Origin of the sequence: Maribacter confluentis, assembly GCF_030505015.1 — a bacterium.
Taxonomy (GTDB): Bacteria; Bacteroidota; Bacteroidia; order Flavobacteriales; family Flavobacteriaceae; genus Maribacter; species Maribacter sedimenticola.
Genome location: NZ_JAUKUC010000001.1, coordinates 814,045 through 832,800, shown reverse-complemented (window position 1 = coordinate 832,800; position 18,756 = coordinate 814,045). Strand labels below are relative to the sequence as shown.

Annotated in this window: 22 protein-coding genes; 10 read left to right on the top strand and 12 right to left on the bottom strand. The window is 37.3% G+C overall.

Going from position 1 to position 18,756, the window contains the following annotated elements:
- Window positions 1–148 precede the first annotated feature (148 nt).
- Entirely contained in the window at window positions 149–613 is a 465-nt protein-coding gene (locus tag Q2T41_RS03705; protein WP_304434997.1) for a hypothetical protein, read from the top strand.
- A 2-nt stretch (window positions 614–615) separates the two neighbouring features.
- On the opposite strand, the gene Q2T41_RS03700 is transcribed toward Q2T41_RS03705, so the two are convergent.
- From Q2T41_RS03700 to Q2T41_RS03675, 6 genes are read right to left on the bottom strand one after another with little or no spacing between them, the layout of a single operon-like run.
- Window positions 616–1,923: a DUF58 domain-containing protein gene (locus Q2T41_RS03700; RefSeq protein ID WP_304434996.1), complete on the bottom strand. Its 1,308-nt coding sequence runs from the start codon at window positions 1,921–1,923 to the stop codon at window positions 616–618.
- Window positions 1,924–1,956: 33 nt separating this feature from the next.
- Window positions 1,957–2,955, bottom strand: a complete 999-nt coding sequence (locus tag Q2T41_RS03695) for an AAA family ATPase (RefSeq protein WP_304434995.1) — start codon at window positions 2,953–2,955, stop codon at window positions 1,957–1,959.
- A complete protein-coding gene (locus Q2T41_RS03690) occupies window positions 2,945–4,165 on the bottom strand; it encodes a DUF4350 domain-containing protein (RefSeq protein ID WP_304434994.1) in 1,221 nt (406 codons plus the stop codon). Before Q2T41_RS03690 ends, Q2T41_RS03695 begins: the two co-directional genes overlap by 11 nt.
- 2 nt (window positions 4,166–4,167) lie before the next feature.
- A complete protein-coding gene (locus tag Q2T41_RS03685; RefSeq protein WP_304434993.1) occupies window positions 4,168–4,890 on the bottom strand; it encodes a hypothetical protein in 723 nt (240 codons plus the stop codon).
- Between the two features lies 1 nt (window position 4,891).
- Window positions 4,892–5,830 carry a hypothetical protein gene (locus tag Q2T41_RS03680; RefSeq protein ID WP_089262882.1) on the bottom strand — a complete coding sequence of 313 codons (939 nt, stop codon included), beginning with the start codon at window positions 5,828–5,830 and terminating at the stop codon, window positions 4,892–4,894.
- Window positions 5,793–6,779, bottom strand: a complete 987-nt coding sequence (locus Q2T41_RS03675; protein WP_304434992.1) for a stage II sporulation protein M — start codon at window positions 6,777–6,779, stop codon at window positions 5,793–5,795. Before Q2T41_RS03675 ends, Q2T41_RS03680 begins: the two co-directional genes overlap by 38 nt.
- 33 nt (window positions 6,780–6,812) lie before the next feature.
- Here Q2T41_RS03675 and Q2T41_RS03670 point away from each other — a divergent pair, with 33 nt between their 5' ends.
- Window positions 6,813–7,538, top strand: coding sequence for an RDD family protein (locus Q2T41_RS03670; RefSeq protein ID WP_304434991.1), 726 nt, complete (start codon window positions 6,813–6,815; stop codon window positions 7,536–7,538).
- 3 nt (window positions 7,539–7,541) lie between these two features.
- Window positions 7,542–8,153, top strand: coding sequence for a trimeric intracellular cation channel family protein (locus tag Q2T41_RS03665; protein WP_089262888.1), 612 nt, complete (start codon window positions 7,542–7,544; stop codon window positions 8,151–8,153).
- A gap of 109 nt (window positions 8,154–8,262) precedes the next feature.
- Here the strand turns inward: Q2T41_RS03665 and Q2T41_RS03660 are convergent, their stop codons facing one another.
- Window positions 8,263–8,979, bottom strand: a complete 717-nt coding sequence (locus Q2T41_RS03660; RefSeq protein ID WP_144801404.1) for a peptidylprolyl isomerase — start codon at window positions 8,977–8,979, stop codon at window positions 8,263–8,265.
- On the opposite strand from Q2T41_RS03660, the gene Q2T41_RS03655 reads away from it, so the two are divergent.
- The gene (locus Q2T41_RS03655; protein WP_304434990.1) at window positions 8,978–9,619 is read left to right on the top strand and encodes an NUDIX hydrolase; all 642 of its coding nucleotides are present in this window, start codon (window positions 8,978–8,980) and stop codon (window positions 9,617–9,619) included. The genes Q2T41_RS03660 and Q2T41_RS03655 overlap by 2 nt on opposite strands.
- A gap of 24 nt (window positions 9,620–9,643) precedes the next feature.
- Window positions 9,644–10,450 carry a lysophospholipid acyltransferase family protein gene (locus tag Q2T41_RS03650; protein WP_089262894.1) on the top strand — a complete coding sequence of 269 codons (807 nt, stop codon included), beginning with the start codon at window positions 9,644–9,646 and terminating at the stop codon, window positions 10,448–10,450.
- Here Q2T41_RS03650 and Q2T41_RS03645 read toward each other — a convergent pair.
- From Q2T41_RS03645 to Q2T41_RS03635, 3 genes are all read right to left on the bottom strand, one after another.
- On the bottom strand, window positions 10,447–11,097 hold the full coding sequence (locus Q2T41_RS03645; protein ID WP_089262896.1) for a DUF8845 family protein: 651 nt from the start codon (window positions 11,095–11,097) through the stop codon (window positions 10,447–10,449). The genes Q2T41_RS03650 and Q2T41_RS03645 overlap by 4 nt on opposite strands.
- Before the next feature lie 3 nt (window positions 11,098–11,100).
- Entirely contained in the window at window positions 11,101–11,595 is a 495-nt protein-coding gene (locus tag Q2T41_RS03640) for an RNA polymerase sigma factor (RefSeq protein ID WP_089262898.1), read from the bottom strand.
- 119 nt (window positions 11,596–11,714) lie between these two features.
- Entirely contained in the window at window positions 11,715–13,142 is a 1,428-nt protein-coding gene (locus Q2T41_RS03635) for an amidohydrolase (RefSeq protein ID WP_304434989.1), read from the bottom strand.
- 99 nt (window positions 13,143–13,241) lie between these two features.
- On the opposite strand from Q2T41_RS03635, the gene Q2T41_RS03630 reads away from it, so the two are divergent.
- A complete protein-coding gene (locus tag Q2T41_RS03630; protein ID WP_304434988.1) occupies window positions 13,242–14,534 on the top strand; it encodes an NAD(P)/FAD-dependent oxidoreductase in 1,293 nt (430 codons plus the stop codon).
- Window positions 14,535–14,672: 138 nt separating this feature from the next.
- Complete coding sequence (locus tag Q2T41_RS03625; RefSeq protein WP_304434987.1) at window positions 14,673–15,200, top strand: hypothetical protein; 528 nt, start codon at window positions 14,673–14,675, stop codon at window positions 15,198–15,200.
- Here the strand turns inward: Q2T41_RS03625 and xerD are convergent.
- The gene (xerD, locus tag Q2T41_RS03620; RefSeq protein ID WP_304434986.1) at window positions 15,197–16,099 is read right to left on the bottom strand and encodes a site-specific tyrosine recombinase XerD; all 903 of its coding nucleotides are present in this window, start codon (window positions 16,097–16,099) and stop codon (window positions 15,197–15,199) included. The two genes, Q2T41_RS03625 and xerD, sit on opposite strands and share 4 nt — an antisense overlap.
- Window positions 16,100–16,213: 114 nt before the next feature.
- Between xerD and Q2T41_RS03615 the strand changes: the two genes are divergently transcribed.
- From Q2T41_RS03615 to Q2T41_RS03605, 3 genes are all read left to right on the top strand, one after another.
- On the top strand, window positions 16,214–16,732 hold the full coding sequence (locus tag Q2T41_RS03615; RefSeq protein ID WP_304434985.1) for a hypothetical protein: 519 nt from the start codon (window positions 16,214–16,216) through the stop codon (window positions 16,730–16,732).
- Window positions 16,733–16,808: 76 nt separating this feature from the next.
- Entirely contained in the window at window positions 16,809–17,228 is a 420-nt protein-coding gene (aroQ, locus tag Q2T41_RS03610; protein ID WP_304434984.1) for a type II 3-dehydroquinate dehydratase, read from the top strand.
- 67 nt (window positions 17,229–17,295) lie between these two features.
- Entirely contained in the window at window positions 17,296–18,453 is a 1,158-nt protein-coding gene (locus Q2T41_RS03605) for a PQQ-dependent sugar dehydrogenase (RefSeq protein WP_304434983.1), read from the top strand.
- 2 nt (window positions 18,454–18,455) lie between these two features.
- On the opposite strand, the gene Q2T41_RS03600 is transcribed toward Q2T41_RS03605, so the two are convergent.
- A complete protein-coding gene (locus Q2T41_RS03600) occupies window positions 18,456–18,743 on the bottom strand; it encodes a DUF3817 domain-containing protein (RefSeq protein ID WP_304434982.1) in 288 nt (95 codons plus the stop codon).
- Window positions 18,744–18,756: the final 13 nt, after the last annotated feature.

The window sequence follows — 18,756 nt, the reverse complement described above, 5'->3', positions numbered from 1 at the left end:
GTAGTAACAAATTACTTAGTCCATTTTGTTAAGGGCTATTTTTTTAATGAATAAAGGTAGGGTTATACCTATTGAAATTGTTTATTGATAGTATAAATTTGCAGACTATTTTTAAAATTTTAATGACAAATAAAATAAAGTTCCCACAATGAAACACGTTATGTTAAGTACGCTTTTATTGCTTATGTTTTTTCAATTAAAGGCCCAAGGTAGTGATGATGCGGTCAAGCATTTTGGAGCGGGAATTGTCATAGGAGGTGTTGGGGGCTATGCCGCTCATAAGATTTTTGATGGAAAACGGGGTTGGACCTGGGTGGGTGCCGTGGGCAGTAGTTTTGGTGCGGCAATTGCAAAGGAAACCTTGTACGATCAACCCAGGGGAGCTTCATTTGAAGGAAGGGATGTCCTGTTTACGACTTTAGGCGGAATAGTATCTGGTTTGGCGTTGGATGTACTGACCAGCAATACTAGAAGAAGGACCGGTGGGGGCAAATATTGCGGCTGCTTGGTCGTAGAAAATAGTGAAATACCGGATCTTAATTTACCATTAAATCCTGAAACGGGTTCACGTGATATTACGGCTGTACTACAGGCCGCCTATTTATTAAGGTAGGGTTATAGGAGGCCTTTGGCCTTGATCTCTAAATATTTATTGATTGTATTGAGTGTAAGTTCTTCCGGTTTGGTCAAAATTGTTTGAATACCATATTTACGCAGTTCGTTGACCACAAGCTCTTTTTCGTATATAAATTTTTCAGCAATGGTTTGCTCAAATATATCTTTGCTACTTATAGCCTTTTGGCTGGCAAACGAAAGTAATTCTGTATTCTTGAAAAAGATGACAACCAATAAATGTTGTTTTGCAATTGCTTGTAAATAAGGAAGCTGCCTATGCAAGGCATCTAGGGTTTCAAAATTAGTATATAATAGTAATAAGCTCCTTTGGGGTATATTTCTTTTGATATCAATATACAAACTGCTAAAATCACTTTCCACAAAATTGGTAGTAAGGTTGTAAAGTGTTTCCAAAATCAAGTTCATTTGGGCACTTCTGCGTTCTGCAACCACTCTGTTCTCAACCTTATTGCTAAAGGAAAACATACCAGCTTTGTCATTTTTTTTAAGGGCAATATTGCTAATGACCAGTGTAGCGTTTATAGCATAATCCAAAAGACTTAATGCATTAAACGGCATTTTCATAACACGGCCTTTATCTATAATGGAATAGACTGGTTGTGACTTTTCATCTTGAAACTGGTTGACCATTAACTGATTTTTCTTGGCAGTAGCTTTCCAGTTGATATTTCTAATATCGTCACCTTGTATATAATCTTTAATTTGTTCAAATTCCATTGTATGGCCAATTCTCCTAATTTTTTTAAGGCCATGCTCAAATAGTTTATTGCTAAAAGCTAATAGGACATACTTTCTTAGCTGTAGAAAAGAAGGATATACCGGCACTTCCTGCCCTTGGTCATAAGTGTATTTACGGGTCAATATCCCAATGGGAGAACTGGTAAAAATGTTCAAGTTCCCAAACGCATAGACACCTCTTTCCACAGGTCTTAAGGAATAGGAATATGTTTGTTTTCCGCCACTTTTTATTGAACTTATAATTTTAAAATCACGCTTTTGAAATTGAAAAGGCAGCTCATCTATGATGGTGATATCTATTTTAAAAAAATAAAAGTTGTTTATTATAATATCGATACCGTTTTCGTCTCCATTGGATAGTTTGTCTGCCAGAATGCGTTGGGCCTTTACATTACCTTTGGAAAAAAACAAAAGGAGGATGTCCACAATGCAAAAAGCAATAAACGCATAAAACAATGATTTGGCAACGACCATGATATTTTCAAAAATATAAGCCAATAGAAAACAGGTAACAATGCCCGCAAAAAGCAGAAAAAAACGTGGTTGCAAGTATATATTTTTAAAAATTTTCTTCACAATCCTTTATCTTGGGATTTCAATGGTCTGCACTAAATCTTGAATCATTTTTTCAGCAGTAAGTCCTTCCATTTCCCTTTCAGGAGTTAGGATTACACGGTGGCATAGAATAGGGGACACTACTTTTTTAATATCATCTGGGGTGATAAAATCACGGCCATTGATTGCGGCAACAGCTTTGGAGGCATCTAATATGGCAATGGAGGCCCTTGGGGATGCTCCTAAATATAGATTGGCATTCGTTCTTGTATTATTGACAATTGCCGCAATATATTTTAAAAGGTTGTCTTCAACGATGATGTCCTTGATGGTGTTTTGATATTCCGCAATTTGCTTGGCGGACAATACGGATTGGACCATGAGTTCAACATCATTGTTCTTTTGTTGATGTTTGGTCTCTAAGATACGCACCTCTTCTTCCAGGGATGGGTACCGTACATTGATTTTAAATAAAAAGCGATCTAATTGAGCTTCCGGTAATCTGTATGTGCCTTCTTGTTCTACAGGATTTTGCGTTGCGAAAACCAAAAATGGAGGTTGCATAGGGTATTCGTGTCCATCAATGGTAATTTGGCGCTCGGCCATGGCTTCAAATAAGGCTGCCTGGGTTTTTGCCGGTGCACGATTTATTTCGTCAATAAGAATAATGTTGGAAAAAATTGGTCCTTTCTTAAATTCGAACTCAGAAGTCTTGACATTGAATATAGAGGTGCCTAAAATATCACTGGGCATTAAATCTGGCGTAAACTGTATACGGCTAAACTCTACGTTCATTGTCTTTGCCAAAAGTTTTGCGGTAACTGTTTTGGCTACACCGGGTACACCTTCAATTAAGGAATGCCCATTGGCAAGGATAGAAATGATCAATAATTCTATCATCTCTTGTTGTCCAATAATTACTTTGCCCAATTCGGTTTTTACTTTGGCGACGGCCTCTTGAAGTTGGGATAAATCTATTCGTGAATTAAACTCCTGTGGAGTGTTTTCTTGTAAATTATCTTCCATAAGATTTTTTAAATGCATTAATTTTTTTAGATAAGGTAACCGTATCCTGTTCTGTATGTATAGGTTTGTTTTTTAAGTTTAATATAAGGGTGACCAATGTTTTGGTGTCGTTGATACTATTACCGGATTTATTGGCCAAGGTCCTAATAAATGCTTCATCCAATATAGCGGTATTAACAAAATATCTATTTCTAATAAAGGATAGAAAATAATTGATTTTTTGATGGTTTAGATTGGTGTAATCCTTGTTTTGATGATAAAGCGTCCCAACGGTCCTTGCAAATTCTACCGAGGAATTTTCCAAGGGAGAAACAATAGGTATGATACGCTGCTCTCTTTTTGCCTTAAAAATCACAAATAACAGCAACGCACAGATTGTAAGATAATAAGCCCATTTTAATGCGGGTTGGTTCAAAACAAACCGCATGGGAGAAGTTATTATTTTTCTCCCGGATTTTTTATAATCGTCCCAATACAGATAATCATTGGTCAAATAAGACAGGCTTTGTGCACTATAATTGCTGGAGCGGTTCAATAAATAATAGTTGCTGAACCCGGCCGGCAACGTGTTGATATAAAAATGGCCGTTACCAAAAGCTGTTTTAATGAAGTTAGGTTTACTTTTTAAGGTATCCATTTCCGTTGGTAGAAATGATTTTTCGGTAAAACTGATATGGCCAAGTATCTCAGTATTTAAAGTGTCCACACTAGTGAAATAAACAGGGTCCGCACCTCGTTCAAACCTAAACTGTGCAGTTTTAAAACGTGTATTGGTCAAACTAACACTGGCCGTATCTTCCTTGAAATCATAATATCTTTCCATCTCAATGTTCAAGGTATCTGCCAAAATCCCATAAAGATTGTTGGCAGCAATAAAGACTTGGTTTCCCTTAGCTACATAATTCAATAATTGCTTGCTCTCTTGATTGTCAAAAGAAAGCATATTGTTAATTGCTATATAAGTGGAAATCTTACTGGAATCACGGGTGGTCAAAACATTATAAATACTTTCCTCTACCGTTTCTATTTTACTATCTGGAAAAAGTGTGGGCAATTCCTGATAAAGTACGTAGCACCCAAAAGGTATTTTAGAACTAGAAGTGAATGAAGGCCTCCAGTTAATTGGTTTGGGACGTACGATCTCTGTAGCTATGATACCTATTAGTACCGCTATTAAAAGACCTAGTATTATTTTTGAACGTTTACCCAAATCTATACTGTTATTAAATGGTTTATAGAATTGAATTCCAATGTATACTGGTCGTACCTGTCAATGTCAATCTCTTGCTCTCCATACCATATATGATCATATAGGTAACTAACCTTTTTAAATCCTTGCTTAAGGTTTTTTTCCTTGATTTCGGATAAGTAATCGGAATTTGTTTTTTCAAAATGCCAGCTAATAATTTCTTTTTTCGAAAGATTTTGTAACGTTAAAAGAAATTGATATCTAATTGCTAGTCTATAATTTTGGACTTGCAATGCATCTTGAAGCAGTTTGTGCAAGTCTATAGTTTCTATATGTTCTTCAGTAAGATTTACCGTACCCAAATTTTTGGCCTTTCTGGTAAAAATGGAATTGAAGCTTTCGTTGGTAAGAACTTTGACCAATAAATAAATGGCCAATAGTGCCATTAGTAAATAGATGATGTGTTCAACAACCTGAAGCACCTGAGGTGATATTTCTATGCCGAATACACGTTGCAATCCTTGACCTATCCACGTAATAAAGCGCGCAAGTAAATTTTGGGATTCTCCGGTTTTGATTTGGTAATTGAATTCTTCTCCTATATATTTTTGGGACAAATCCTCTGTCCACTCCTTTGGTGTAATAGTGGAAGTGGAATCTATAGGAATGTCCGCTGTATTACCTAATTGCCCAAAAGCGCAATAGGAATGCAGTACCCATAATATTAGCAATAATCTATACTTCAAATTAATCGTTTAGTCCTATTTGTTCAATAGTGGCCCTGGTATGTTCGTTGTACGTTTTTTCATGTAATGCATAATATAGGATACCATTTACAAATTGAGAAAGGCATTGCCCGTAAACTGCCGTTATCAAGATGCAACAGGTACCTATAGTGTATACTACGGTAGTTACAATTGAGTTGGCAAAATCAACATCATTTTCTACAACATGAAAGGTGTAAATGCCTAAAATTATACCCGGTATCATTAGGGTAAGCATTAGCAAAAGGCCAAGTAATAAGCCCAAGATAAAATTTACCCCTACGGATTTCCAAAAGTTTTTGGTCACTAATCGCCACCCTTCACCAAAAGCATCTATTGCCCCTTTTTGTTTGTTCAGCATATCAAAAAAAGAAACCCCGATCCAAGCGGCAACAAAGAATTGAACAATATATTGGGCAAACATGCCAAGAATGGGTATTATGGCCATCATAATGGCTACTATCATAAATGCCAGGTAAATAGGGATAAGTAGTAAAATAAATAGGACAATATTTCCCAACTGGCTTTTTGCAAATGCCCAAACTTCCTTTTTGTTGAACGTATTGTTCTTCTTTTCCTCATATTTGATCATGTAGCTTGTGGATAACGAATAGTTAAGAATGGCCACCAAAATAAAGATGATGAAAAAAAGTCCACTGCCAATAACAAGGTAGATGTAATAGTTATCTTCAAAACCCATAGAGTCCGAGAAAGAATTATTATTGGTCTCAAAAGCAATTAATCCTATAACTCCAGATACCAATAGATAACTTGCGATCAAAAGGCCGATCATAAATAGACCGTTATAGCTTATAAATACATTGGTGAAATTTTTAATGTTCTGTTTAAAAAAATCAAAATAAACGGAAATAATTTCTCCAAAATCACGGTTTACCCGCAGTGGTATGTAGTTGTCTTTCATATTTTTTGTTAAGAATAATAGGGTATGCCAAATAATAGAATACAATTAAAAACAACGAGGCCGCTATAATTAATATTGCCAACCAATTAGGCATATTGGTATATCTAGTTATAAAACCTTCTATGAAGCCTGCAAGGATAAAGAAAGGAATGGTGCTCACAACAACCTTTAATCCGTCTTTGGCACCTTTCATAAAAGAAATACGTCTTGAGTATGTTTTTGGAAAAAGAATACTGTTGCCCATAATTAAACCAGCACATCCGGCAATAATAATTACCGAGATTTCAATAGTACCATGTAGCCAAATTTGTTTATTGGCTTCAAAAAAAACACCTTTTGTGTAAAAGAAGGTAATAAAGGCCCCTAACATTACCCCATTGCTAAAAAGTATATATGCGGTACCTATACTGGTAATAACTCCAAAACTAAAGGCTAGGAATGCGACCCTTATATTGTTTATGGTTATTCCAAGAAAACTTCCAATTTCACTTCCGCCCTTATAGATTGCTGCCGGGTCCCCGTTTGCAATGTTGTTCAAGGTTTCGTTAACATATGCATCGCCCAAGATCAATCGGACAAACGTAGGGTCGTTCAGGGCAGAAAGTGCACCAATTGCAGATGCCACAATAAAAATCAAAAATGCAATACCCATTGTTTTATGATATTGTCTGAAGAACAACGGAAATTCCGTACGCCAAAAATCAACAATCCGATTGCGGTTTTCTTTTTTGTTTTTATATATTTTTTGATGGGCCTGTGCAGCAAGTTCGTTCAAATACAATAAAGTCTTACTTTCTGCGTAATAGGTTTGCGCGTATGCCAAATCATTGGTTAATTGAATGTAACCATTGGCTAGCTCATCGGGGTTTGTATTGCGGCCAAGGGCGATAGCCTTTTCAAAAGCAATCCATTTTTCTTTATTTTGCCTTACAAAAGCAGCTTCGCGCATATATAGTATTTACCTTGTTAAATTTAAGACTTAATGAATAACCTCCAAATCAATACAACGCAAAATGTTAATCTTAATTATACCATAGTCAGTATTGGTGAACGAATTTTAGCATTTTTAATAGATGCTTTTATTCTTTATTTGTATTCCATGTTGGTAAATCTGATAGGAGATGCCATAGGATATGTGTATGATGACCGATGGACACAACGTGGATTGGTAGCACTTATTTTTCTGCCTGCCATGTTCTATAGTTTGTTAATGCATATCATATTTAATGGAAGAACTGTTGGTAAAATGTTGATGAAAATGCGGGTGGTGAAAATAGATGGCTCACCTGTACATTGGAGCAATTATCTTACACGATGGATGTTAAGATTGGTAGATATTTGGTTGTTCTTGGGTGCAATAGGTATATTGACCATTTTATTTTCTGACAGGAAACAGCGTTTGGGAGATGCCGCTGCAGGAACGGTGGTCATTAGTACAAAACAAAAGACAAAAGTATCGCATACCATTTTGGAAGAGGTAGAAGATACTTATGTGCCCGTATTTACAAATGTTACCATGCTGACGGACAAAGATGTACGGCTGATCAAGGAAACGTTTCGTATAGCCAAAAAGAGTAATGATTATAAGACATTAAAAATGTTGAGGGATAAAGTGGATAGTATTTTATTGACCAATTCAGAATTATATGATAAACCATATTTAGAAACCGTTTTAAAAGACTATAATTACTTTACCCAACAACTATAGCTTATGTTCTATTATATTATAGATATATTAGGAACCATTGCGTTCGCAATTTCTGGGGTATTGGTGGCCATGGAAAAAAAACTCGATGTTTTTGGAGTGTTGATTATCGCTTTCGTAACTGCAGTTGGGGGTGGAACTTTAAGGGATCTGTTAATTGGTATTAGACCCGTAGGGTGGTTAAATGCGCCTATACATATTTTGGTCATTGTGCTTACCGTTATTTTGGCCATACTATTTGTAAAGCAGCTAAAATACGTCAGAAAATCTCTTTTTTTGTTTGATACCATTGGTATAGGTCTGTATACCATGGCCGGTGTAGAAAAAGGGATTGCGGCAGATCTATCACCGGTAATGTGTATAGCGTTAGGTACTATAACAGCATGTTTTGGTGGTGTGATCCGTGATATCCTTTGCAATGAAATACCAGTTATATTTAGAAAAGAAATTTATGCTACCGTATGTATTCTAGGTGGATTGGTATATTTTTTACTTATACAATTTCCAGTTATAAGTAATACCATAGCCCATTCATTGGCTATATTGACCATTATTGTCATGCGTATACTGGCCGTTAAATTCAAAATTTCATTGCCCAATATTTATCGGGAAATATAATTGGTAAGATGCTTTACATTTTTATGTAAAACATGAAAGACCATGTATAGGCTCGTCATTCCACATTTAACGTAGAGTATGTAAGTTATCGTAGATTTTTCTATATCTCTTATTCAATGACCTCCGCTTTGGTAATGTAAATGTTCTGCATGGGCCAGTCACCCTCACCAACAGGTTGATTGTTTATTTTATCTACTACATCCATACCTTCAATGACCCTGCCGAAAGGAGTGTATTCATTATCTAGGTGGTAAGAGCCTGGATCGGTAACAACGATAAAGAACTCATAAGGGGAAGCTAGCATATGCGGATTGTCCATTTCACTGCTGGGCATAGATATGGTGCCCCTATGGTGTTTATGTCCCTTACGGGTGTCCGGTGGTAGTAAATATCTTCCAATTTCATTACGTTTCTTACCTGTTTTGCGGTCATCAGAATTTCCTCCTTGAATTATAAAGTTTTTGACCACTCTATGAAATTGGGTATAGTCAAAATAACCTTTGCGGGTCAAATAAATAAAATTGGCACGGTGGTAGGGCACATTTTCGTAAAGTTCAACCGTAAAACTGCCCAAACTGGTGGTAATCTTTACTTTATTGGCCTTTAAATCTTGCTGGTATTCATAGAAAAAATCAATGGCGTTGTCCTCTGTAAGTTCAAAACTTTCTTCCTCTTGTTTGGCAAGGGAGTCGCTTTTAATTTTTGTGGAATCTATGCGTGTCTCCGTGTTAATAATTGGACTTTCAGGTTTCTTAGCGGTATCTTTGCAACTTATTGTTAACAGGGCGGCCACAATAATATATAAATAGGATTTAGCTAGGGTCATGGATTTTAATTTATTTGAACATCAGGTCTCAAAAATAAAAGATTTACCGCTACCAGGTGAGGCTTCGCAATATAAAATGGCTCCACAAGGTCGTGTAGCGGACTTAAAACAAATAAACCTGACACAAAAAAATCCTAGGAAAGCAGCGGTAATGGCTTTGTTTTATCCATCCGAAGAAAAAAAAACGAACCTTTTGCTTATTCTGCGTAAAACATACAAAGGCGTACACTCCAATCAAGTTGGCTTCCCAGGCGGAAAGGTAGAAAGAATTGATAATGGGCTTTTAAATACCGCATTGCGCGAAACACATGAGGAAGTAGGGGTAGAGCCAAAAGATGTAACGGTGGTGAAAGAGTTGTCCACTATTTTTATACCGCCCAGCAATTTTATGGTACAACCCTATATGGGACTTTACAAAGAACCAAAACCTTTTCGTAAGCAGGATAAGGAAGTAGAGACAATTTTAGAGGTTCCCTTGCTCGATTTTATGGATGAAAAAAAAATCGTAACAAAAAAGTTGACCACGTCTTATGCCTCCAATATTGAAGTACCTGCCTTTAAATTAAATGGTTATATTGTTTGGGGGGCAACAGCAATGATGTTGAGCGAGATTAAAGAGTTATTAAAGCAAGTGATGTAAGCTTAATTATTTATTTTAGCATCTATGGGATTATTTAAAACAAACCCTTTTGGGCATAATTTATTTTTAAAGAAATGGCTTATCCGTATTTTGGCGGTGCTTTCACATCAGCGGTATAAACGTTTTAATACGCTGGAGATTGAAGGTTCTGAAATTATTAGGAATTTACCGGATAGGAATGTGCTATTCGTAAGTAACCATCAAACTTATTTTGCGGATGTTGTGGCAATGTTTCATGTGTTCAATGCAAGTTTAAGCGGTAGGGAAGATTCCATTAAGAATTTAGGCTACATATGGCAACCAAAACTGAATATGTACTATGTTGCGGCCGCGGAGACAATGAGAAAAAGTCTGTTGACAAAGATCATGGCCTATGCGGGTTCCGTCAGTGTGGAGAGAACATGGCGGTCAGAGGGCAAGGATGTAAAGCGCCAGGTTAAAATGAGCGATATCTCTAATATAGGCAAGGCCTTGAACGATGGTTGGGTCATTACTTTTCCCCAAGGTACGACAACACCTTGGAAACCGCTACGAAAGGGCACCGCTCATATCATCAAAAAATATAAACCGGTAGTGGTTCCTGTTGTAATTGATGGTTTTAGACGTTCGTTTGATAAGAAAGGGCTGCGTATCAAGAAAAAAGGTATACTGCAATCCATGGTCATCAAAGAACCTTTACAGATAGATTATGACAATGAAACTTCAGAGTCCATTATAGAAAAATTGGAATATGCCATAGAACAACATCCGTCCTTCTTAAAGGTAATCTCAAAAGCGGACCTTTTGGCATATGAAGAAGAGAACAAGCAGCGAAAGTGGAAAACACCTTAAATTTCCAATTGTCTTAGTTCCGTATAGTTCTTTTTTAGCTTTCTTAGGAGTAGGCCATATAGAAGGAAATAAACCCCTCCCATAAATAATGTGAGTACTACTCCAAAAATACCAATGGCTAGCATAATGGTAATTTTGAGCTTTTCTTGAGATACATTGGCCAATCCTTCTTTGAATTCAGGGAATGCCAGTGCAATATTATCGTTGAGGTAAACACCTATAATCATGATTATGATCGTGACCATGATCATGGACAAGGAAAAGATAACATAATGTTTCACCGTTTTTCTGGTCTTTATAATCTTCCTCATCAGGTTTTTAGAATTGTCCAGAACGGAAATTTCCTTAAATCGTTTATAGAATTGAAAGATAAAATATAGGGCAACGGTATAAATAAATACAGATAGTCCAAATAGATATTGGGAAACACCAATTTTTTCATAAACCTCCATGCCCTCTCTCATGGAAGGGAATAAGTAAAGAAGATGGGGCACGGAAAATTCCAAAATACTAATGATCAATATCCATTTTACGATAGATGAGGATTTTTTCCAAATCATCTTATGAATATCTTCATAGCTTAGCTTAGGAACGTTAAACTCCTTGTTTTGCCAATCTTTCTTCAATAATTCCAATTCATCCGTCATATATTATGGATTCAAAATGGTTCTTAATTTGTTTTTGATACGGTTCATTTTAACACGCGCATTTACTTCTGAAATACCCAATGTATCTGATATTTCCGTATAATTTTTATCTTCCAGGTATAGGAACACTAGCGCTTTATCGACATCGCCCAATTGTTTTACGGCCTTATACATCAATTTTAACTGAAGTTCCTCTGTTTCGTCATATTCATCTGCCTTTATCTTAAAAATTACGGATTCGTAATCCGCCGTATCAATTCTCTTTTTGTTTTTACGATAGAGGGTTATTGCCGTATTCAAGGCAACCCTATACATCCATGTACTAAACTTTGCATCTCCCCTAAATTTGGGATAGGCTTTCCACAGTTGAATGGTAATTTCCTGGAACAGATCGTTGTGAGAATCGCGGTCATTGGTATATAGTGTACACACCTTATGGACAATATTTTGATTGTCTTGCAGCTCCGTCACAAATTTGTGTTCCAGTTCTTTGTTCACTAGTGGTTGGTGGTTATTACGTAATTAGTCTAACAAAAGTTTTTTTTGTTACATCTATTTTACGAAAATTAAAAATGTCCAAGGATTACCTTGGACATTTTTAAAAAGTTGAATGAATTTTAGTTTCTATAATTCAATGCTGGAGCCCTATCGCCCAAAAGTGGGATATATTTAAAATCAGCCCCTCTGTTTTCCAAAAATTCTGTTTTTGCCTGCTCCACCAATTTTTTGTCCTTAAATAGGTCCATAGCGGTTTTGGTCAAAGTTTTTGCCGCAACCATCATACCTTTATTGCCAATAGATGTACCGCCGGCCGCAACCGCTTGCCAGCTATGGGCGGGAGTTCCGGGAACCCAAGTGGCCGTGCCAAAACCAACGGTAGGAACCGTAAAGCTAACATCGCCCACATCTGTAGAACCATAGGCCCTTGCTTCGGTTTTATATGGCTGTATATTTTTGGCAACATTAAGGTCTGCCTTTTCCATTCCTAATGTTTTGGCAATTTTATCGGCAAATACTTTTTCCTCCGCTGTGTATGCTATACCACCAACTTCCGTTAAGTTATCATGAACAAGTTTTTGTAAGGTTAGGTTGGGTAAGAGTTCATGGGTGCCACCGATCATTTCATAATCCATTGTAGTACCTGTACCCAGTGCTGCGCCTTCTGCCGCTTTAACCATTCTGTCAAAAATATCAATAACAACATTACGGGAATTATGACGGGCATAATAGTAAACTTCTGCAAAATCTGGTACCACATTGGGCGCTTTACCTCCGGAAGTTATGACATAGTGAATTCTAGCCTCTTGCGGTATATGTTCCCTCATCATGTTGACCATAATGTTCATTGCCTCTACGCCATCAAGGGCGGATCTTCCTTTATCTGGGGAACCTGCGGCATGAGCGGAAATACCATGAAATCTAAATTTTGCTGATTTGTTTGCCAGCGCAGCACCTGCGCTTGCGGCATTTTGCGCTCCCGGATGCCAGTGAAGGGCAATGTCTACATCGTTAAAAAGTCCTTCACGGACCATATATACCTTTCCTGATCCACCTTCTTCCGCAGGTGTGCCGTAAAAACGTATGGTACCTTGCATTTTGTTGGCTGCCAACCATTCTTTGGTAGAGATGGCCGCTGCGGTAGACGCGGTACCGAATAAATGGTGTCCACAGGCATGGCCTGCAGCTTTGTCCGCAGATTCTTTTTCGGCAACCGCTTTTTGGGAAAGTCCCGGTAGAGCATCATATTCTCCCAAAATAGCTATTACAGGGCTTCCGCTGCCATATTCCGCAATAAAGGCGGTCGGGATACCGGCAACACCCTTGGTTATGGTAAAGCCGGCATTTTCCAAGGTCTCTTGCAATAGACCCGCACTTTTTTCTTCCTGGTAGCCCATTTCTGCGAAATCCCAAATATTTTGAGCTATAATTCCGTATTCCTTACTTTTTTGCTCTAATTTTTGAAGTACTTCCTTTTCACTTTTCTGCGCGCTCACAGATAGGAAGGTGGCGCCGAGTAATATTGATAAAATAAGGGTTTTTCGCATGATGTCAGTTATTTGAGTTAGGCCTTAAAGATACTAAAAAGAGAATATTATTTTAAAGTAGTAGTCCATTTGATTAATTTTGCCGTCAAGTTAAAAACTATGAACATACCACTTTCAAGCTATCCTAGAATCGTAATCATAGGTGGTGGTTTTGGGGGAGTTTCCCTCGCAAAGAAATTAAGCAAAAAAGAAGTACAGGTAGTATTGTTGGACAAAAACAACTACCATACCTTTCAGCCCCTTTTATATCAGGTATCAACAGGTGGATTGGAGCCAGACTCCATAGCGTATCCATTGCGTAAAGTGCTTATTGGATATGACAATTTCTACTTTCGTTTGGCAGAAGTTACCGAGGTAGACCCAGGACATAAAAAGATAAAAACGGATATCGGTGATCTATCCTATGACTATTTAGTAGTCGCAACAGGGTCAGAGACAAATTTCTTTGGTAATACAGAAATAGAGCATCATGCCATGTCCATGAAATCTATTCCACAATCGCTTAATTTAAGAAGTTTGATTTTGGAAAATTTTGAACAGGCCCTTTTAACGGATGATTATCATGAACGTGATGCTTTAATGAATTTTGTCATCGTTGGTGGCGGGCCAACGGGAGTTGAACTGGCAGGAGCATTGGCGGAAATTAAAAAAGGGATATTACCTAAGGATTATCCGGATCTGGATACTAGAAGGGCACAAATAAATATAATACAAGGGGGAGATTGCCTGTTACCAGGTTTCAGTATCCAAGCATCCAAAAAAGCCGAGGACTTTTTAGAGGAATTGGGCGTACAGGTATGGAAAGGCGTACGCGTAACCGGGTATGACGGCAAAACGGTTACCACCAAAACAGATTTGGTCTTTCAGTCCGCAGCGGTAATTTGGGCTGCTGGGGTAAAAGGGGCAAGCATTAAAGGTTTGGACGCTGCCGATGTTTTGGCTGGAGGAAATAGGCTTAAGGTTAACGAGTTTAACCAAGTAATTGGTTATCCGGAAATTTTTGCAATTGGTGATATTGCATGTATGGCTACGGAAGATAACCCACGTGGACACCCTATGGTTGCCCAACCGGCCATTCAGCAAGGAAGGCTGTTAGGGGAAAACATGGTCAAATTATTGGAACATAAACCTATGAAACCCTTTGTATATAATGACAAGGGCAGTATGGCAACCATAGGTAGAAACAAAGCCGTATGTGATATTAAGGGCTACCGTTTTCAAGGTATTTTTGCATGGTTTGTCTGGATGTTCGTACACTTATTTTTTCTGATAGGCTTTAGAAATAGAATGGTCGTTTTTATTAATTGGGTGTATAATTATATAAGATTTGATAGGGAGGCAAGACTAATTATCCGCCCTTACAAAAGAGATTATAGCCAGTTTAAGGATTGATCTATACATGATTAATATACCCCGTATCCCAATTATTGTTCAGATGCTAGGCGCGTTAAGTGCCTGACAGTTAAAATTTTGTCAAGTATTTCTTTCCTAGTTGTAATTTAAATATCTTCAAGGTAAAATCAACCGGAAATGAAAACTAGTAGTTTTAAAATACTTGTATCAACTTATTTGTTTATTTCCGTAAATACAATGTTTGGTCAAACCACAGAGGATCCGGTTTCAACCAATGCTTTACCATTATCTAAGTTGTCAATTTCTGGAAATGCCTATCCTGTTACGGCTATTGGCGATGTTCATAAATCTTTTTTGGTAGGCTATGGTATCCCTAATGGTTTGCAAATGGAGCTCCATGGGTTTTATGATACCTATTTGCAAACGGAAAGATTTAGGACTAATCTTTTAGGAAAGGTCTATCTAACGGAAAAATTATATTTACTATCAGGTTTGGAAGTTGAAATAGCTACGGAAAGTCAAGAATTAATGGAGGCGCCTTATCGTCTTGGTTTTGTGGCTGGTACAGGTTATGATATAAGTGATAACTTCATGGTCGAGATAAAAAGCAATGTACAATTAAACAAGGATGCCATAGGTGCATTTGGGGAAAAATTGATAGAAATGCCGGCAGTTCATACCATTGGGGGCAAGTGGAGATTCTAATATTCCTTCCTGGGGTGATACGTATTCATTACATCGGCCAGATGGGAGCGGTCCACATGCATATATATTTCTGTGGTGGTAATACTCTCATGACCTAGCATTTGTTGTATAGAACGCAGGTCCGCTCCATTTTCCAATAAATGGGTCGCAAATGAATGCCTAAAGGTATGTGGGCTAATATTTTTCTGTAACCCAATAGTTGTGGCCAAGTTTTTAATAATCGTAAAGATCATTGCTCTGGTAAGTTGCCTTCCTCTTCTGTTCAAGAACAAAATATCTTGAAATCCTTCTTTAATATTTAGGTGTACCCTTATTTCATTTCTATAGATAGAAATATATTTCATATTGACGAGGCTAATAGGAACAAAACGTTGCTTATTACCTTTACCTGTTACTTTTATAAATCCCTCGTCAAAAAATAAATCGGATATTTTAAGATTAATTAGCTCTGAAACACGCAAACCACAACCATACAATGTTTCCAATATGGCGCGATTGCGTTCACCTTCTGGTGTGCCCAGGTCTATGGCACCTATTAAATTGTCTATTTCCTTTTCGGAAAGCGTATCTGGTAATTTTCTTCCAATTTTGGGTGATTCAATCAAATCCAAGGGGTTGTCATTTCTATATTCTTCAAATATTAGATAGGTAAAAAAACTTTTAAGTCCAGAGATAATTCTAGCCTGTGACCTAGGATTTACAACTTTGGCAATTTCGTAGACAAATTGTTGAACCGTGGTCTTATCTATTTCCAAAGGCCCTGTAGTTATAGTTTGGGATGTCAAAAATGCCATTAATTTTTCTATATCCCGTGTATAGCTTTGGATGGAATTGTCTGAAAGTCCTCTTTCCAATTTTAGATATACCGTATAGTCTTTTAGGGCTTGGTTCCAGTTCATGGCCTAAAGATAATCATCTTGGTAATTTTATGAATTGACAAGACCTATTATGGCCAAGATATAATAATACAGATGTGAAAACGTTCAACACTTAGCAAAATCAACATTTAAAGTATGAAAAAAGTAGGCTTCTTAATCTTTTTTGTTCTATTGGGTTTACGTCTAAGTGCACAGGAAGGGTTTAAATTGGGAATACAGGCAGGTTTGCCGCTAAACGAATTCAATGATGCGGTAAGCGTGGTTTTAGGAGCGGATGCCTCCTATATGTATCCTTTGGGGGAAGTAGTGGATATTGGCCCTGCTGTTGGGTATATTCACGGATTTGCGGAAAAGTACCAATCTACCATACCCCTTTCTGATTTGGAGCCTGTTCAATTTTTACCATTATCCGCGGGTGTTCGTTTCTGGACATCCAATTCTTTTTCTTTTGGTGGTAATGTTGGTTGGGCCATGGGAATAAACGATAGCAATGATGGTGGAGTATATTACAGACCTACGATCGCTTATCTGACAAGTTCAAGTTCAGAAGTTAATTTATCCTATACCAATATAAATTTAGATCAGGCAAAATGGACTACCATTACCTTAGGCTTGGTATATAATTTTGAACCTAAGTATAGAACACGTCGTTAATGCTCGGTTGATTTCTTTACCTGTACTTATGTAAATAACAGATGATTGTTAGGGCAACATTTGTTACTTTTATGGCATGAAGATTATCATTATAAATGGCCCCAATTTAAATTTATTGGGAAAAAGGGAACCGGAAGTTTACGGAGCACAGACATTTGAGGAATATTTTACAAAACTTCAATTTAAATTCAAGGATGTTGAACTAGAATATTTTCAGTCCAATATTGAAGGGGAAATTATATCAAAGATTCAGGAAACTGGGTTTACCTATGACGGTATAGTGCTCAATGCAGCGGCATATACCCATACCTCTGTGGGCATAGGAGATGCGGTCAAGGCTGTAGAAACACCTGTAGTCGAAGTCCATATTTCCAATACCCATCAACGGGAGGAGTTTAGGCATGTTTCATATATTTCGGCAGCTGCAAAAGGTGTAATATTGGGGTTTGGCCTAAAAAGTTATGACCTGGCCATACAAAGTTTTATCAAAGATTAATTATTAGTTTTCTTTAACATCCGATCAAATCCGGTAATTCGTAGATAGTAGTAAATTAAAGACTACTATGAAAAAATTAGGTATATTCCTTATAAGCGCTATAACCGTATTGGGTTTATCGTGTAGTGATGAAAATGAGTTGGCTCATACTCCACTTCCACACAACACCATAACACTTACAAACGCATTTTCAAATTTAAATTTTACAAGTCCGTTAGACCTTCAAAGCCCTAATGATGGCACCGATCGTCTTTTTGTAGCTGAAAAGGGCGGTTTGATAAAAGTTTTTGAAAATAAGGAAAGCGTAACGGAGACTTCAACGTTTTTGGATCTTTCCGGACAAATTGCTACGGAAAATGAATTGGGATTGTTAGGTTTTGCCTTTCATCCGGATTATAGTGCAAACGGTTTTCTATTTGTATACTATACCCCAAATACTTCGGAGGCGGTTGTCTCTAGGTTCAAGGTTTCTGAAGGTGACGTTAACCAAGTAGACTCAACAAGTGAAACAATATTGTTACGCATACCGCAACCGTATACCAATCATAATGGAGGACAATTGGCCTTTGGTACGGACGGTTACCTATATATTGCTTCAGGTGATGGTGGTGGATCAGGTGATCCGGATGGCAACGCACAGAATTTGGAGAATCTTTTAGGCAAAATTTTAAGAATAGACGTCGATAATGAGGATACTGGTCTGGAGTACGCCATACCTGCTGATAATCCTTTTGTTGATACGGAAGATGCACGGGCCGAAATCTTTGCCTATGGGTTAAGAAATCCTTGGAGGCTTAGCATTGACTTACAGGATAATACAATTTGGACCGGTGATGTAGGGCAAGATCAGAAGGAAGAGATCGACCTAATAGAAAAAGGAGGAAATTATGGTTGGAATTCGTTAGAAGGTACATCATGTTATAAAGAGGCTGATTGTGCTGTTGATGGTACAATACTTCCACTATATGAATATGGCCACGAAAACAATGATAAGTCTATAACCGGAGGTTACGTATATAGGGGGAATAATGTACCGGAATTAAATGGGTACTATGTATATGGGGATTTTATTTCCGGTAGGATATGGGCATTGGATAAATCCGGTAACAACCAATTGATATCGGAATCCGGTCTTAGTATATCCTCATTTGGGATAGATGCAGATAAAGAACTTTATCTCTGTAGTTTTGATGGAAAGATATATAAGTTCAATTTGGCAGATTAATGCTAAATGGCATTTTGTTTCCTTAGATATTTCTCTTCTACGTAAAAAGTAGCGAAAGGTAATAAGGAGGCAATACCAAAAATAAGTAGTTTCTTAATGCTCCATTTATATTTGAGCCCCACAACTACGGTCAAAATAATATAGGCAATAAACAAAATACCATGTATGTTGCCTATAATTTTATTTGGTCCGGGAATTTCGGCCCAATATTTTAAGGGCATACTAATTCCGAACAACGCCAAATAGGAGATACCTTCTAAAATTGCCGTTGCTCGAAATAGTTTTAACATGCCTTACTTATTT

Coding starts and splice junctions, on each gene's coding strand:
- Q2T41_RS03705 (WP_304434997.1), top strand. CDS start 149: ATGAAACACGTTATGTTAAGTACGCTTTTATTGCTTATGTTTTTTCAA.
- Q2T41_RS03695 (WP_304434995.1), bottom strand. CDS start 2,955: ATGGAAGATAATTTACAAGAAAACACTCCACAGGAGTTTAATTCACGA.
- Q2T41_RS03680 (WP_089262882.1), bottom strand. CDS start 5,830: ATGAAAGACAACTACATACCACTGCGGGTAAACCGTGATTTTGGAGAA.
- Q2T41_RS03675 (WP_304434992.1), bottom strand. CDS start 6,779: ATGCGCGAAGCTGCTTTTGTAAGGCAAAATAAAGAAAAATGGATTGCT.
- Q2T41_RS03670 (WP_304434991.1), top strand. CDS start 6,813: ATGAATAACCTCCAAATCAATACAACGCAAAATGTTAATCTTAATTAT.
- Q2T41_RS03665 (WP_089262888.1), top strand. CDS start 7,542: ATGTTCTATTATATTATAGATATATTAGGAACCATTGCGTTCGCAATT.
- Q2T41_RS03655 (WP_304434990.1), top strand. CDS start 8,978: ATGGATTTTAATTTATTTGAACATCAGGTCTCAAAAATAAAAGATTTA.
- Q2T41_RS03660 (WP_144801404.1), bottom strand. CDS start 8,979: ATGACCCTAGCTAAATCCTATTTATATATTATTGTGGCCGCCCTGTTA.
- Q2T41_RS03650 (WP_089262894.1), top strand. CDS start 9,644: ATGGGATTATTTAAAACAAACCCTTTTGGGCATAATTTATTTTTAAAG.
- Q2T41_RS03645 (WP_089262896.1), bottom strand. CDS start 11,097: ATGACGGATGAATTGGAATTATTGAAGAAAGATTGGCAAAACAAGGAG.
- Q2T41_RS03635 (WP_304434989.1), bottom strand. CDS start 13,142: ATGCGAAAAACCCTTATTTTATCAATATTACTCGGCGCCACCTTCCTA.
- Q2T41_RS03630 (WP_304434988.1), top strand. CDS start 13,242: ATGAACATACCACTTTCAAGCTATCCTAGAATCGTAATCATAGGTGGT.
- Q2T41_RS03625 (WP_304434987.1), top strand. CDS start 14,673: ATGAAAACTAGTAGTTTTAAAATACTTGTATCAACTTATTTGTTTATT.
- xerD (WP_304434986.1), bottom strand. CDS start 16,099: ATGAACTGGAACCAAGCCCTAAAAGACTATACGGTATATCTAAAATTG.
- Q2T41_RS03615 (WP_304434985.1), top strand. CDS start 16,214: ATGAAAAAAGTAGGCTTCTTAATCTTTTTTGTTCTATTGGGTTTACGT.
- aroQ (WP_304434984.1), top strand. CDS start 16,809: ATGAAGATTATCATTATAAATGGCCCCAATTTAAATTTATTGGGAAAA.
- Q2T41_RS03605 (WP_304434983.1), top strand. CDS start 17,296: ATGAAAAAATTAGGTATATTCCTTATAAGCGCTATAACCGTATTGGGT.
- Q2T41_RS03600 (WP_304434982.1), bottom strand. CDS start 18,743: ATGTTAAAACTATTTCGAGCAACGGCAATTTTAGAAGGTATCTCCTAT.